The sequence below is a fragment of the Permianibacter fluminis genome, assembly GCF_013179735.1.
Classification (GTDB): Bacteria; Pseudomonadota; Gammaproteobacteria; order Enterobacterales; family Permianibacteraceae; genus Permianibacter; species Permianibacter fluminis.
The window spans coordinates 2,996,696-3,011,383 of sequence record NZ_JABMEG010000001.1 but is presented as its reverse complement, the minus strand read 5'-3'; the positions used below and the strand labels follow the sequence as shown (position 1 = coordinate 3,011,383).

Here is a 14,688-nt window from a genome sequence, read left to right as displayed (position 1 = left end):
TACGGAGTGGCGCCTAGCGCCAGTCGGCTGAACAAGGGATCAGCGACATGTGCGAACGCGCAACCAAGCGACGGTTACGCGCCTCGCACCAGCCCGAAGGTGATCAGATGGTGAGAACTTGAAAGAGGATGGTCAGACGTGGTCGTGGGATAAAGGCATTACTGCTAGGTGAACGAGTGTGCACACCAGCCGTGCGGAACAGCTCCGGCGCAAGTTCGCTACCGGAAACGGCGGCAACCACAGAGACTACCGACAGTTCAAGCTTCGGTGACACATTGTCCAGCAGTTGGCAGTCACCTTGGCAGGCACCGTGCGCTGCGGGTTTGACGGGGCAGCAATCATGCTCCCCCTCACTAACGGGCAACTGATGGGCCGACACATGCTGCACTGCAGCATGCTCCGATGACTGCGCATCGGTTTGGTACGCAGTGGTGAGATTGCAGGCCCATAGCAACTGCAACGCAAGCATGAACAACGCCGCCACCAGCAAGCTTCCTCGCTGGAGTCGTCGAATGTTCCGTGCTTTCAGCATGTCACCATCCCGTCTGCGCCACTGTTGTAACAGTAGCGGTCTTGAGTCGTAAGCGATTTGATGCAGATCAAGCGGATTGCCGCTTTGAGCACCACCGTTCAGGGTCTGATCGCATACAACAGCGCCAACGAGCCGTAAATCGTGTCGTAGCCCCTACCAACACGGACCGGATTGAATCCGGCCTCTCGAATGTAATCAGGCAAGCGCCCGGCCACATGGTCTGCCGTCGGGCTGAACCCGTCCAGCCACTGAACAGAGTAGAACAGGATCCGCATCAGCGCATTGTTCGCCTTGCCCCAGTCAGCGATATGCAGCTCGCCTCCGGGTCGAAGAACACGGAACACTTCGGCCAGTGCCAAGCGCTTCTGATCGGGAACGAGATGATGGAAGAACAGACTGGATAACACGCAATCGAAACTTGCATCGGCATACGGCAGTCGAGTTGCCAAGCCTTGCTGAAAAGGAATCTCGACGCCCATCCGGGTAGCTTTGCGGACAGCCCGAGCTAGCACATCAGAATCCGCATCAATGCCTGTAATGGCCAACCTCGGTTCAGCTTGCTTGGCCATGATGGACAGCGTACCCGTACCGCAAGCAAGATCCAGTACCCGCCAGTCGGGTTGCAGGCGTGCCTGCGCCAATAGTGCGCGCTTAAAACGCCGCTCGCGCGTGGTCCAACGTAAAACGGGGTCATATAGCCCGGTCAGGAACCGAAATCCCAGCGCTGGAACATACGGCTCACCCTGCTTTTTCATGTGCGCTCCGCTTCGGTAGTATTCTGCGAAACCCTTCGGCACCGCAGATTAGAAAATTAGTTTGCGATACGAAACAAGTTGTATAACAACGTTCTGTCGTTGCATCACTGTTCTACCATGGCATCGAATTGCTTCAGCAATGCCCGCATTTGCACCAAGCTCTGATCCAGCGCCTCCAGATAATCCATCTTGTATTTGCTCATCTTTTCTTGCACGTGCGGATAATCGGCGGCCATCATGTTGCGTAGCAGCGTGGTTTTGCGCAGAAGCAATCCCACCTGTTCCTCGATCACCTCCATCCGCTCCGCGGAATCGCCCGGTAGCTGCTCAAGCTGCTCCAGCTGCTCCAGCTGCTCCAGCTGCTCCAGCTGCTGATCAATGCTGCGGTCATAACGACGCAGCTCTTCCACCGGATCCTCGCCGCCATGCGCGTAGAGCTGCGTCGGCAGCAGAGCAACTACAGCGAGCAACAGCCATCGAGTCTTTACCATTTTCGGATTCTCCTGTTTATCTTCTAACTTCACTAATTCAACTGCCGGGCAATGGCATCCAACGGTTTCATGCCGACGCCAAACTGCGCCATGGTATGCCGGTGCGTGCGCAATGCGCTGTACGGCAGGTAGCGAACATTCAAATGGCCGATCTGCGCGAATGCCGGGCGGCGCAGCTGGCCACGCACATCGTTCTCACGCTCATCCGGCGCCACCAGAAAGAAGCTGCATTCGCTGTGTTCGGGATAGCCAAAAGCCAGATCCAACATCCGGACGATGCCGGAATAAATACTGGTGCTGTGCTCGACTTCGAACGCTGCCACGATAGCGTCACGCTCGCCGGCCAGCCACAGCACATCGATCAGGCGGACCGTTTCTGCGACGGCCGTCGCCGAATCGATCGGAAGTTCGGTCATGCAGCCGTCTGCCAGACGGCCGCCACTGAAGTTGCGATTACGATCGTTGCTGGCGATCCAGACGCGATAACCGAGCGCGCGACCGAGATCGCGCAACCAGCCTTGTACTTCGGTATGGCTGTGATCACTTTCCGCGGCGGCGGCGAGCTGCTTCGTGAACTGGCTGGAGGATTGTTCGGCGTGTGCCAGCGCCTCGCGCCATTGGCTCAACGCCTCCGGACTCGCGTCGGTTGGCGGGATCACCGTCCGTTCACTTCCGATATCGAAAAGCAGACCGGCGAGACAGCCCAGATCGTTTGACAGCTCCGCACCACAGCGACGATTGAGCTCGAGCATGCCCTGGCGCATCGCCAGAAAATCGGGCCACTTGCCCAGGCGCACCTTGCTGCCGGTCAACGCGTTGTAACCCTTGACAATCGCGGTATTGAACGGCGGGACCAGCGTTGGATGCAGGAAATACAACAGATTGGCAACCGCAGGGCCAAGTCCTTTGATGGTCTTGCTGTCGAGCTGATAAATGGCTTGAACAATGGCCTGTTCGGTATTGCCGCAAAAGCAGCTGTTCAGAAACCGGGCGAACGCGAACTGATTGTCACTGTTCTCGTAGATATCCGGAATGCGCAGTTTGGGTTTCCACAGGAACGCGTGATCGGCGCCACGAAAAATCTGCCGCTGTTCGGCAATCGAGCCGACCACCGTTTCCAGGGACGAGCCTTTGTAGGCATTGCCAAACCGGCCCTGCTCGATCTCGTCAATGACGACCTGCAGGCCACGGCGAATGGAGCGGAAATTCTTCAGCCGCTCCTCCCACAAAAACCAGGTCCGGTAGGTTCCGCGCTCATCCGTTTTCCAACGCCGAATCATCTCCAGTACCGCATCAGTCATTTCAAGTGCTCCACGGAAAAACAAAGCGCCACGACGACGATCATCGTGGCGCTGTCCGAAGCGAGTCAATTAACGAAGAGGAAAACAGACAACTTGACTCACGCCGTAATGGCTACAGACTTAAGGCCATTGCACCGAGGAGTGCGACTGGCGAACTCGGGGACTCCTTCCCAACCACTTTACTCTAGCAGCTGGATTTGCAATTGCAGCGTGACTGGCGCCGGCGTCAAATTCTTCCACATCCAGCAGTAATCCTGATCGACTGGCACGATTAACGTGTCACCGAGCTTCGCGACATTGTCCTGCTTGGCCGGAAACACGACAGCCTTGTCGTCGTGGTAATGAATATTGAAGTTCAAAGCGGCCGCACCGGTAAACTGCCATTTCAGCACTTGGTTTTTGGTTAGCTTGTCGCAAATTTCGAGGGCCTTTCCGGCAGGAACCTCGCCTTCATAGTGGAAGCGGTTGTCCTTGTCCCATTGGATTTCAACGATCTGTGCCGCCGCTGTACCGGTGGCAATCAAAATGAGACCGCACGCCAATCGTCTCTTCATTTGATTTCCCTATTCTGAGTGTAACCAGCTGCCACAGGCCGAGATCAGTGCCATGACAGGGGCGTTCAAGGTGGTGCCATCCTATCAGTCGGCGGTAGTGATAAATCCGTCTGAGTCATGAGGGCTATTTCACGACGTGGATCTCGGTGATGACAATCTTGCCGGCGTCGCTAATCGCCTGGAATTGGACCTTGTCACCCACCTGGAGTGCAGCGAGCTGGGCTTTATCCTTAACCTGAAACACCATGGTCATGCCGGGCATGTCCAGATTTTTGATCTCAGCATGCTTCAACGTCACTTTGCCAGCCTCTTTGTCCAGCTTGCGGACTTCGCCTTCCGTCAACGCGGCGGCGGTATTCATCGCTGGCGTCTCAACGCTGGCCGGCTGGCCATGCTCGCCTTCGTGGGCAAACGTCGCGCCACCGACATTGAGCAGTACACCAACAAAGACAAGTCCGAGTTTCATCATCATGTTCATCTACCTTCTCCTGTTGCCGACGGTTTTGTCCACCACGACAAGCACCATTGTGGCGGTCAAGCGCTCACTAAAATTCCGACTCATTAATGCTTGTGATCGGTATGGCCATCTTTTTCTTCGGTGGGCATGTTCGCCCCGACAACCGCCACCAAGCCCTTCATACCCGCATCGTAATGACCTGGCTGCAAACACGCAAAATCCACCTTGCCGGACTTGGTGAATTGCCAGATCACTTCGCCGGTTTGGCCCGGCGCCACCGTCACCATATTGGCATCGGCATGCTCCATCTCCGGAAATTTCAGCATGACTTGATAATGCTCTTTGAGCGCCGCTTCGGTGCCGAGCACAAACTCGTGTTTGACTTTTCCGGAATTTTTGACCACAAACCGAATCGTTTCGTTCTGTTTGACACTCACCTGTGCCGGAACAAAACGCATGGCATCGGTCATGTCTACCATAACGGTGCGAGAGACCTTGCCGGCGTCACCCGCTTGCCCGATGGCGCTTTCGTCATGGTCGTGATGGTGCTCGCCAGGATGCGTGCCACCCGCGAGCGTTACGGCCGAATAAGATGTCAGCACCGCGAGTGTCGCGGCGGCTAATGTGTAGCGAATACTCATGTCGTTACCTCAACTGCACAGGTTAAATACACCGATTTCAGTGATCACTGTGACCACTGGGTTTACGGACTTGCACTTCAATTTCTTGCCCCGGCTGGTGCTGGTGCTGTCGCGGCATCGAATGCCCACCGCCGTCTTGGCGACGGTGTGGTTCGGCCAGGGCGCCATCAAATTCGTAGGCCACGGTGCCCGGGGGATGCGCGAACCAGCCGGGGTTGCTGTAATCGTTGCGTTTCTGTTCGCGGCGCACTTTGACCACCGTGAACATGCCACCCATTTCGACCGAGCCGAACGGTCCTTCGCCGGTCATCATCGGGATGGTGTTATCCGGCAAGGGCATTTCCATTTCTGTCATGTCGGCCATGCCTCGCTCGCCCATCGCCATGTAATCCGGCACCAGCTCCGTAATTTTCTTGACCACCCCGCGGTGATCGACACCAATCAAGGTGGGAACGTCGTGCCCCATGGCATTCATCGTGTGATGGCTTTTGTGGCAGTGGAACGCCCAGTCACCTTCTTCATCGGCAAGAAATTCAATCTGCCGCATCTGGCCTACCGCGACGTCGGCAGTCACCTCCGGCCAGCGGGAGGATTTCGCTGTCGGCCCACCATCGGTGCCTGTCACCTGGAATTCGTGGCCATGCAGATGCATCGGATGATTGGTCATCGTCAGGTTGCCGATACGAATCCGGACTTTATCCTTCCATCGAACATTGAGCGAATCAATGCCAGGAAAGATGCGGCTATTCCAACTCCATAGATTGAAATCCAGCATGGTCATGATCTTTGGCGTGTAACTGCCAGGGTCAATGTCATAGGCATTGAGCAAGAAAACGAAATCTCGATCGACCTCGTCGATCAGGGGATGGCGGTCTTTGGGATGCGTCACCCAAAAACCCATCATTCCCATCGCCATTTGGGTCATTTCGTCGGCATGCGGGTGGTACATGAATGTTCCGGGTCGACGCGCAACAAACTCGTAGACGAAGGTCTTTCCCGGGTGGATGGTGGGTTGATTGAGCCCGCCTACCCCGTCCATGCCATTGGGCAGACGCTGCCCATGCCAATGAATGCTGGTGTGCTCAGGCAGTCGATTGGTAACAAAGATCCGTACCCGATCACCTTCCACCACCTCAATCGTCGGGCCTGGACTCTGACCGTTGTAGCCCCACAGATGCGCTTTGAACCCCGGCGCCATTTCGCGCACCACCGGTTCTGCCACTAAATGAAACTCCTTCACCCCACCATTCATGCGCCACGGAAGTGTCCAACCATTCAGCGTCACCACGGGGTTGTAAGGCCTGCCATTCTGCGGCATCAGCGGCGCTTGGGTATCCGGGCTTGTCTGACTGACCAGTTCCGGCAAGGCAGCCAAAGCAACCTTGCTTACTGAGGCAGCGGAAAATGCCGCCGTTACGGCACCTGCGCCAAACAAAAAGTCGCGTCGGGATTTCATGAGCATATTGTCCAGTGTCAGTGTTCGGCAGCCGCCGTGGCTGATGCGCGTGGCATATCAGGCAAGTTCAGGTCAGGTTTGCCAATCAAGGCCATATCTAGATCGGCCTGGGCAATCCAGAACTCACGCAGAGAATCGATGTAACCGTTGACACTTGTGATCTGGGAGCGGGCATCGGCCAGCAACTCGAACACGCCAATCAGCATGCCGTTATAGCGCAGTTGGTTTTCTTCCGAAATCCGTTTGCTGATGGGAACGATCTCATCACGATAGTGCTTGGCGATGTCATACTGGAAGCGATACACCGAGTAGGCTTCCCGCACTTCCGATCGGGCATTGATGGCGGTCTCCGCTGCCACATTGAGCGCCTGCATATAAAGCGCCTCCGCAGTCGCCACCTTTGCGCCACCCCAGTCAAACAGCGGCAACTCGAAAGAAACCTCGTAACCGGTCTTGTAGCCGCTGTCGCGCGCCCCTTCCAACACTCTCGCCGGGCCGAATTCCAGCACGTTGATGAAGCGAGTGGTTTTGGTCAGGCCGAGATTCTTTGCCAAGGCTTCCGTGTGCAAGCGCACGGCCTGTAGATCGAGTCGTTGCGCCATGGCCAACTGCTCGATGTTGTCTTGCTGTGTCGGGGCTGTAGGCAGGTCCGGCAAACGTTCCGGCAAGTTAAGACGGGTCTGATACCCCCAAAGCCCAAGCAGTCGAATCAACTGCTCACGGGCCGACAGGTTCGCCTGCTCGGCGCCGGCAAGGCCCAACGCCGCCTCGGCATAAAACGACTGCTCTCGCAGCTGTTCGAGTTTGTTCCAGTTGCCGACGGCGGCCAAGCGCCTGGCAAGCTCCGCAGCCGCTTCTGCCGCATCTCGCACCTGCTGCTGGTAGCGTACGGTCTCTGCGGCCGCAATGGCGGTGTAGTACGCTTTACGCGTTGCATTCGCCAAACGAAACATGTCCAGCGTAACCGCACGCTGGGTCTGTTCAAATCGCCGCCGCTCGATTTCGGTGGCCTGAGGCATCGTAATCAGAGAGAAAATATTGAAAGTGAGCGCCTGTTCGATTTTGAACTCGCGCACACCGGCTTCGGCGCTGCTGGCCCGCAGCATCGAGAACGCCGGGTTTGGCAGGCGTGCGGCCTGAACCAGTGCCGCTTCACTCAGTTGGAGTTCCGCGTATGAAGCCTGCAGGCCCCGGTTGTTGAGCAGCGCAATTTGTACGGCATCGTCCACGGACAAAGGTTTGGCGAGCAACTCGGCGACCCGCTGTTCTACCGTATTGCGCTCGCTGTCTGAACGGATCCAAACCACGTCCTTGGCCACACGTTCACGCGCGGCGGACGACACGGCAGCAAAGCCACCATCTGGACTGAAACTGACGCAACCAGTCAACATTGCACTGGCGGTCACGACGCTTACGAGCAAGCGGCCGCCCCGCAATGAGCGCAAAGAAGGCTCAGCGCTCATTGACGGATACCCTCATGAGCCGGCGGGTGCGTTGGCTGAACGGCAGCCGGGTTTGGCTCGCCCTTGGGAATGGTTACGGCAGTTGGGGTGTCGGGGTTCTGCGCTTCAGCAGCATAGGCTTTCCAGCCGCCAATGCGGCCAACCCGGTCGTTAGCCATACGCCAGTCGCCTACCGCTTGCTCAGACCAAGCGCGGTAGCTACTGAGGCTGGTGGAAACGGCCGGTGGTGGGACTTCGACCGCGGCGTCCATCGGATCGGACAGGCCGTGTGCCTGTCCTGCAGCGGTCAGCGCCAGTACGGCGAAACACATAACGTGCATGGCTACCTCAAAGTGTCGAACCGGGGCTCCGGACTCGCCCCAAAACAGCCCCTTGCGAGGTCGCAAACGGATCACGCTCGATAGTGGCTGGAGGACACCAACACTGAAATGACATCCAGATTACAATTTTGTCAGGAAAGACTTGCAGACACGGGAAGCGGTATCGTGATCTCCTTGGTAGCGGCTGGAGCTTCCGGCGGAATGGACACTCTGGCAGCGGGTTGCACTAAGGAGCGGTCACATGGGCAATCCGATCCGTTGCGGATGGATCATCGTCCTTCTCGGTCTCTATTGTTTTGTTGTGCTGGCTTGGTGGCAGTATCAGATGTGGGCGCTGTTTGCATTGGCCGGTCGGTGATCAGCTAGCACTTCGTACGCCACGGCACTGGTCGAGCATATTGTTGATTGATGGGGCAACGAGTCGCAGCGATGAAAATTCTGTTGGTCGAGGATGAAAGCAAGACCGGCGACTACCTCAAACAAGGACTGGCGGAGGCCGGCTACGTCACCGATTGGGTTCAGGACGGATTGAGCGGCTTGCAGCAAGCACTATCGGAGGACTATGAGCTGGTCATTCTGGATGTGATGCTACCGGAGCTGAGTGGCTGGAAGATTCTCGAATCGCTTCGACGGTCGGGCAAATCGGTGCCGGTACTATTTTTGACCGCGCGAGATCAGGTGGAGGATCGCGTCAAGGGGCTGGAGCTTGGCGCAGATGACTATTTGGTCAAACCATTTGCATTTGCCGAGCTGTTGGCACGTGTCCGAACCCTGCTGCGCAGAGGTCGCCACCGGGACGATGACATTTTGCATGTAGCAGACCTCGAACTTGACCTGCGTCGACGCCGCGCCACCCGTGGTGGCAAGCGCATCGACCTTACCGCCAAAGAATTCGCCCTGCTCGAACTGTTGATGCGTCGTCAGGGCGAAATCTTGCCGCGCTCACTGATTGCCTCACAGATCTGGGATATGAACTTCGATAGCGACACCAATGTCGTGGAGGTTGCCATCAAGCGATTGCGCAGCAAGATGGACACTGCGTTCGAAATGAAGCTCATTCGAACCGTGCGTGGAATGGGGTACGTTATGGAAAATCAAGGCGATGGCGTTTCGACTTCCTAACGCGATTACGCTACGCGTCAGCTTGCTGTTCACCTTGCTTGCAGCACTCGTGTTTCTGGTGACTGGGCTGGTGATACGCGCCACGGTTGACCATCATTTCAAAGAACAAGATCACGCCACCCTACTCGGGAAACTGGAGTTGATTCGAAACGTTCTTGATGACTGGCAGGCCGAGCCAGACAGCCTTCGAATCAAGCAGCTGTTACGCGATGCGCTGGTCGGGCACCCCGACCTTCAAGTTCGTATTGAGCTTGACGATGGGGCACAGTTTTTTGCAACGAGTGAGTCAGTAGCCTCCATTATGCATTCGCTGCAGCAAGCCAATCGGCCGGCAGCCCAACAGCATGCATTGATTGACTGGCGCGCAGACGAGATCGTCTATCGAGGCTTTATGGTCAATGTGGCGACCGGCAATCCAGCAGTTACCATGCAAGCCATGCTTGCCATAGACACGAGCCACCACAACGAGTTTCTCACAGCGTTTGAGCGCCAGCTTGTGCTGATATGCATCGGCGCCCTACTGCTAATGAGCGGATTCAGCTGGCTTGCCGCAAAGCGCGGGTTGATGCCACTGCAAGACATGGTGCGGGTAGCACAGGGCATCTCGGCGCAACAGCTGCGGGAACGATTGGATGTCGAGAACGTGCCTGTCGAGTTACAACCGCTGGTAAGTTCCTTCAATGCGATGCTTGATCGCTTAGGCGATTCGCTACAAAGACTGTCCGAGTTCTCTTCCGATTTGGCGCATGAGCTGCGGACGCCCATCAATAATCTAATGACCCAAACCCAGGTCTCGCTTACCAAGCCCCGAACGGCGCAGGAGTATGGGGAAATCCTCTACTCAAACCTGGAGGAGTATGAACGTCTCGCTCGCATGATCGGTGACATGCTATTCCTTGCCAAGGCCGATCATGGTTTGATTGTACCCCATCGTGAGCCTGTTGACCTGGCCACTGAAGTGGATGCGCTGTTCGATTTCTACGATGCCTTGGCCGCCGAGAAAGCTGTCCATCTCGAACGGGCTGGCACTGGCGATCTCATGGGTGATCGCTTGATGATTCGGCGTGCGCTCAGCAACCTGCTTTCAAATGCCATACGCCACACGCCTCCCGGTAATGCAGTCACCGTCAATATCGTTAGCGAATCACGTTCCGTTATCATTAGCGTGGAAAACCCGGGGCCTCCTGTACCACAGGATCAGCTCCCACGTCTGTTCGATCGTTTTTACCGTGGCAACGCTTCGCGTCAGCGCATCGATGAAGGTGCAGGTCTTGGCTTGGCGATTAGTCAATCCATTGTGAAAGCGCATCAAGGCAGCGTTGCTGTCAGCTCAGACCACAATGCTACCCGCTTCGTATTCAGTTTTCCGACTACGACAGAAGTTGAGACGAGGTAGTTATCAGCGGATACGAGGAATTTCGGTTGAGTTAAGCGCAAAGTGTCAGCGTTTTGATGATGGGCTGCCAACGCCCTGCGCTGCTTCATCATCTGACAACTGGCAGGCAAGCATGCGATAGGTAGCGTCCAATGCCAGCGAGCCTGGTAAACGGCTCGCCATGACCTCCAGCGCCGTAAGCAAGTGCTCGGCCACCTCAAGGTCTCCCGCTGCACAAGCCCGTGCAAACAGACATTCAATATCTTGCCGCAACGCAGCAGATGCATCATCTGCACAGGTTGATGGCGCATCCATTCGCTTCGAAAACGTTCGTGAACGCAGCGACATTAAAGTCCACCGGCATGAGTCACGGCGGCGCGTTCGCCTCTCAACCTTGACCCTATGTCAAGCTAGATTGACCAGTCAGTCCGCCCCAACAGGAGAGACTATCATCCTCTCACTAATGAGCAACGGCAACACCGATCACTCACTGCCTAGCCATTCGATCACCGCCGCCGCAATGACAATCAGCAGAATCATGGCGGTATGTCCAACCAAGAGGTGCTGTAGGCTCCGCTGGCTGACAAAGGCATCGACTGCGACGAGAAGCACAGCGACGGTCAGTACCAATCGCAACAGAACTCGCCGTGTGCGAAAGAAATGGCGCCAACCCGATGCCGGTGTTTGTGATGGCAGAGACTCTTCCGTCCGCTTCTTTGTCATTGGCTTCCCCTGTCGGATCGCATGGCAGTAATAGGCTTTACTCGGAAGGGCCAAAGGAACTGGCCCAAATAGTGGCGCGGAAACGCCCTCTCCCGCAGCCCCACTTCCGCGTCTCCGAGATTACCAGCCTCATTATGAAAGGAGCCGAACGCAATATCCCAGATCATAAAGAACTCACCAAAATTGACCTGAGCGTCTTCGAACTCGCGTTTGTGATGCCAGCGGTGGTTCTCCGCTACTCCAAATAACCAGCGTCCCCCACCCAATCGATAATCGAGATTGGCGTGCTGGAATCCCAGATGTACAGTCAGGATGCCGAGCCAAGCGGCTAGTATGGCGGGCGGTGTCCCGGCAGCTATCAGCAGGACAACGGCTGGCCCGGCCATGATCATTGCGTGCAATGGATGGCGACGCTCCCCATTCAACCAATAAAGGCGTTCGGCACTGTGGTGGGTCATATGAAACTGCCACAGCCAGGCGGTCTTGTGGCTGGCACGATGCATGAGATACAAACTCAGGTCCAGAACGGTCGCTACGACCAACAACTGTAGCCACAAGGGACTTTGGTCCGGGAAGAGTCGAAAATTTGCCGGCACCAACTGCCCAAGTTGGGCGAGAAGTTCGGCGGTAAACTGAATCACTGACAGGTTGACCAGCAGATGGAGTGCATCTGTCCTCGTGTCGTCATGATCGTCCAACCACTCCGCGCGATAGGGTGCCAGACGCTCCATACAAGCGACCGCCACCAATCCCGCTCCACTTAACAACAGTACCGATGGCCAAGTCGGCAGGCCTGCATATAGCAGCAAAATCATGGCCGCTGAGCAACCGCCAAAGATGGCGGGGTAGCTACCCCATCGGATTAAGGACCTGAGCACGAAGCCGCCAGTCGTTGGATGAACATGACCGCCAGATTATGCGAAAGCCAGGATGTCGGCTTGAACGAAAAAGCTAGGGTGTTGATGTCAGTGAGACGTTGGCCAGGGCTGACGACGGATCGATACCAAACAACGTGCGAAATGTTCGTGAGAAGTGAGCCGCGTCCGAAAAGCCCGCCGCATGGGCAGCTTCTGTCAACGAGGTTCCTGTTGCCACATGTTGCAAAGACACCATCAATCGAATCCACTTGACGTAACTTCGAAGAGGCAAGCCTGTCTGCTCGACAAACCAGTGTGAGAATCGTGACGGTGACAAGCCCACACGTTTTGCTAGCGTCTCCCTATCGGTCACTCCTTGCTGCAAGGTCTTGATAACCAATGCAAGCCGCGGCTCCGGCGAAGCAACGCGTTCCAGTCCCAGCAGACGATGGATCCGTTGTCTCATCCCTTCTGTCGACATCTCCGCACGCTGCAAAGTTTCGAGCAGGATATCCAGAGAGGATGACGACAACTCCAAAGACGAAACCTCCTGAGACGAAGCCAGTTCCCGAGCCTCGTCTGACAGGGCATCAAGATAAATTGACAGAACGCGCCCAGCAGAGATTCGGTGGTCCATCCCCGCTGGTATATGGACGCATGTTGCCGTTAGCTTCTGCCATCTGTTTTCGACCATTACCGGGGCATCCAGTCCGACTGAAATCTGATGCGCCATATGCCTGTGCCACTGCTGGTCGCCCGCCTGACCATAGAAAATCCCGATTCCAGGCATTAACCATGCACAGCCCGCCCAACTGACAACCCTCATCTTCCGTATCGCTCCCGCTTTCGTTGCGGCTCACTTCGCCGCCGCCAACCCTGGAGTTACGCGCAGCCGTGTTTGCCGAGCGGCATTTTCCATGCTGACGCGTTTCCACTCAACATCGTTATTTCGCCCAGCCTGACAGCAGGCTGACGGCCACATTACGCTTTCGTCAGATTACCCGGAATCCCTTTCCCATCTCAATAAAGTGCAGATAATGAAGCCATGCAGACATCTGTTCTCGCCCAACTAACGCGCCAGCTTTCTTGACGCCATCGGCAATGACCGACGACTCAGGCCGTGCGTAATGAAGGAGATATGCCATGACTCACCAAACCACGCTTCTCACATTCTTTTCGGCGTCCCTATTACTGCTTGCCTCATGCGCCTCGTCCAGAACCTATGTATCACCAGAAGACCGGCTGCAGCAACAAATCGACGCCATTGTGGCGCTGGATGATGCCATGTCTCGCGCTCAAACCGAGCAGCAGCGCAATGCAGTTCGAGCGCAGCAAATGCGCGCCATCCGAGATGGCATTCTTTTGTTGCGGGAACTAAACGCTGGATTAATCGCCAGTAACCAAGCTTGCATCGAACAGGAGTCACGCCTGTCATCCGATAGCCAAACCTGCACAGAATCACAACGAATGGAGGCCACTCAATCACTCCTGATGGTAATGCTGCTCGAGCAGCTTCACGATCGCGCTGGCTCCGACTGAAAAGTGATAGGCAGTAAGCACCACCATTGACAGACTGAATTACGCCAAATTGTATTCTCTCTGGATGCGATATGGTCACACGACTACGTTCTCGTTTGGGGGGGGACCATAATGCGCGACAGAAGCCATATCGTGTATCTGCTTGGCTTGGCTTGGCGGCAGTAGCTGGACTTTCCATGTTTAACTGGCAAATGAACCGAGACAGGAAGCCGGGGCCACTGTTTGGCGAGCAGAGCAGCCATTTCCATGGCCCGCACGGCACCGGTGAACATGTCGAAGAAGGCTTGATGCCGCATGGTCCGCACGGCGGTTTGCTGTTTGCAGATCGTGATCTGGCTATTGAGTTGGTGCTACAGGAGCACCAGGGAGATCGCTGGCTGTATGCCTATCTGTTTACCGATACCCAGCGCCCGCTCCCGCCAGCAGCGGTACAAGTGATTATGGCGTTCCGTAACAACGGTATCAGCGAAACGGTGCGACTGACCGCAGACAAAAACAATGGTGTGGCGCTGGCCGCTGCCCTGCCGGAAGATGTATTGAAGGATTGGCAATTGACGATGTTGGCTCAACACGGTCAGCATGCGCACGAATGGCAGCTACGCAACTTTGCCCAAATGCAGTAATACCTGAGATATTTGACGACGCCATAGCGAATCAGTTGCCCCGGGGCGCGAAGGCGATAATCGCCATCCCAAGCACAGCCACCACGCTGCCCAGCACATCCCAGCAATCAGGCAACACGGCATCAACAGCCCATAGCCAAGCAAGAACCGCCGCGACATAAACACCACCATGCGCGGCGTACACGCGGCCAGTTGCTACTGGATGCAATGTCAGCAAGCCAGCAAAGAAGGCAAGACTAAGTGCTGCGGGCAGCAACAGCCAGCCGCTGCGATTTTGTTTCAGCCACAACCACACCAGATAACAACCGCCGACTTCTGTTACCGCTTTCAGCGCATACAAAGCAAAAGCGTTGAGTGGATGCGTCGTTCGTCATTAGTGATTTGCCCGTAACGATCTACCGGCAAAAAAACCGCCGCGCTCACGACGAGCGCGGCGGTGTCCAAGAATTGTCGAGGAGACAGTGACCGATGCGGCAACG

At 56.1% G+C, this 14,688-nt stretch carries 19 protein-coding genes; 4 read left to right on the top strand and 15 right to left on the bottom strand.

Annotation, left to right across the window (positions count from 1 at the left end):
* Nucleotides 1-103: 103 nt before the first annotated feature.
* The 10 genes from HPT27_RS13055 to HPT27_RS13010 form a co-directional block, all read right to left on the bottom strand.
* On the bottom strand, nucleotides 104-532 hold the full coding sequence (locus HPT27_RS13055) for a hypothetical protein (RefSeq protein WP_172244164.1): 429 nt from the start codon (nucleotides 530-532) through the stop codon (nucleotides 104-106).
* 98 nt (nucleotides 533-630) lie between these two features.
* Complete coding sequence (locus HPT27_RS13050; RefSeq protein ID WP_172244160.1) at nucleotides 631-1,287, bottom strand: class I SAM-dependent methyltransferase; 657 nt, start codon at nucleotides 1,285-1,287, stop codon at nucleotides 631-633.
* Nucleotides 1,288-1,391: 104 nt separating this feature from the next.
* Nucleotides 1,392-1,778, bottom strand: coding sequence for a hypothetical protein (locus HPT27_RS13045; RefSeq protein WP_172244157.1), 387 nt, complete (start codon nucleotides 1,776-1,778; stop codon nucleotides 1,392-1,394).
* A 32-nt stretch (nucleotides 1,779-1,810) separates the two neighbouring features.
* The gene (locus HPT27_RS13040) at nucleotides 1,811-3,079 is read right to left on the bottom strand and encodes a type II restriction endonuclease (RefSeq protein ID WP_172244154.1); all 1,269 of its coding nucleotides are present in this window, start codon (nucleotides 3,077-3,079) and stop codon (nucleotides 1,811-1,813) included.
* A gap of 179 nt (nucleotides 3,080-3,258) precedes the next feature.
* Nucleotides 3,259-3,603, bottom strand: coding sequence for a hypothetical protein (locus HPT27_RS13035; RefSeq protein ID WP_172244151.1), 345 nt, complete (start codon nucleotides 3,601-3,603; stop codon nucleotides 3,259-3,261).
* Nucleotides 3,604-3,757: 154 nt separating this feature from the next.
* The gene (locus HPT27_RS13030; RefSeq protein ID WP_211197959.1) at nucleotides 3,758-4,111 is read right to left on the bottom strand and encodes a copper-binding protein; all 354 of its coding nucleotides are present in this window, start codon (nucleotides 4,109-4,111) and stop codon (nucleotides 3,758-3,760) included.
* 83 nt (nucleotides 4,112-4,194) lie between these two features.
* On the bottom strand, nucleotides 4,195-4,731 hold the full coding sequence (locus HPT27_RS13025; protein WP_172244148.1) for a cupredoxin domain-containing protein: 537 nt from the start codon (nucleotides 4,729-4,731) through the stop codon (nucleotides 4,195-4,197).
* Nucleotides 4,732-4,768: 37 nt separating this feature from the next.
* Nucleotides 4,769-6,187 carry a copper oxidase gene (locus tag HPT27_RS13020; protein WP_172244145.1) on the bottom strand — a complete coding sequence of 473 codons (1,419 nt, stop codon included), beginning with the start codon at nucleotides 6,185-6,187 and terminating at the stop codon, nucleotides 4,769-4,771.
* Between the two features lie 17 nt (nucleotides 6,188-6,204).
* Nucleotides 6,205-7,650: a TolC family protein gene (locus HPT27_RS13015; RefSeq protein WP_172244142.1), complete on the bottom strand. Its 1,446-nt coding sequence runs from the start codon at nucleotides 7,648-7,650 to the stop codon at nucleotides 6,205-6,207.
* Nucleotides 7,647-7,970 carry a hypothetical protein gene (locus tag HPT27_RS13010; protein WP_172244139.1) on the bottom strand — a complete coding sequence of 108 codons (324 nt, stop codon included), beginning with the start codon at nucleotides 7,968-7,970 and terminating at the stop codon, nucleotides 7,647-7,649. Before HPT27_RS13010 ends, HPT27_RS13015 begins: the two co-directional genes overlap by 4 nt.
* A 429-nt stretch (nucleotides 7,971-8,399) precedes the next feature.
* Between HPT27_RS13010 and HPT27_RS13005 the strand changes: the two genes are divergently transcribed.
* Nucleotides 8,400-9,092, top strand: coding sequence for a heavy metal response regulator transcription factor (locus HPT27_RS13005; protein ID WP_172244136.1), 693 nt, complete (start codon nucleotides 8,400-8,402; stop codon nucleotides 9,090-9,092).
* Entirely contained in the window at nucleotides 9,040-10,488 is a 1,449-nt protein-coding gene (locus HPT27_RS13000; RefSeq protein WP_211197958.1) for a heavy metal sensor histidine kinase, read from the top strand. The genes HPT27_RS13005 and HPT27_RS13000 overlap by 53 nt, the downstream gene beginning before the upstream one ends.
* Before the next feature lie 45 nt (nucleotides 10,489-10,533).
* Here the strand turns inward: HPT27_RS13000 and HPT27_RS12995 are convergent, their stop codons facing one another.
* From HPT27_RS12995 to HPT27_RS19350, 4 genes are all read right to left on the bottom strand, one after another.
* Nucleotides 10,534-10,815 (bottom strand): hypothetical protein, encoded by a 282-nt coding sequence (locus HPT27_RS12995; RefSeq protein WP_172244133.1) that lies wholly within the window; start codon nucleotides 10,813-10,815, stop codon nucleotides 10,534-10,536.
* A gap of 135 nt (nucleotides 10,816-10,950) precedes the next feature.
* Nucleotides 10,951-11,190: a hypothetical protein gene (locus HPT27_RS12990; protein WP_172244130.1), complete on the bottom strand. Its 240-nt coding sequence runs from the start codon at nucleotides 11,188-11,190 to the stop codon at nucleotides 10,951-10,953.
* A complete protein-coding gene (locus tag HPT27_RS12985; RefSeq protein ID WP_172244127.1) occupies nucleotides 11,187-12,005 on the bottom strand; it encodes a sterol desaturase family protein in 819 nt (272 codons plus the stop codon). Before HPT27_RS12985 ends, HPT27_RS12990 begins: the two co-directional genes overlap by 4 nt.
* Nucleotides 12,006-12,141: 136 nt before the next feature.
* Nucleotides 12,142-12,585, bottom strand: coding sequence for a helix-turn-helix domain-containing protein (locus HPT27_RS19350; protein WP_235950873.1), 444 nt, complete (start codon nucleotides 12,583-12,585; stop codon nucleotides 12,142-12,144).
* Nucleotides 12,586-13,190: 605 nt separating this feature from the next.
* On the opposite strand from HPT27_RS19350, the gene HPT27_RS12975 reads away from it, so the two are divergent.
* Together HPT27_RS12975 and HPT27_RS12970 are read left to right on the top strand one after the other, a co-directional pair.
* A complete protein-coding gene (locus HPT27_RS12975) occupies nucleotides 13,191-13,586 on the top strand; it encodes a hypothetical protein (RefSeq protein WP_172244124.1) in 396 nt (131 codons plus the stop codon).
* 176 nt (nucleotides 13,587-13,762) lie between these two features.
* The gene (locus HPT27_RS12970) at nucleotides 13,763-14,209 is read left to right on the top strand and encodes a hypothetical protein (protein ID WP_172244121.1); all 447 of its coding nucleotides are present in this window, start codon (nucleotides 13,763-13,765) and stop codon (nucleotides 14,207-14,209) included.
* A 31-nt stretch (nucleotides 14,210-14,240) separates the two neighbouring features.
* On the opposite strand, the gene HPT27_RS12965 is transcribed toward HPT27_RS12970, so the two are convergent.
* On the bottom strand, nucleotides 14,241-14,549 hold the full coding sequence (locus HPT27_RS12965; RefSeq protein ID WP_172244118.1) for a YnfA family protein: 309 nt from the start codon (nucleotides 14,547-14,549) through the stop codon (nucleotides 14,241-14,243).
* Nucleotides 14,550-14,688: the final 139 nt, after the last annotated feature.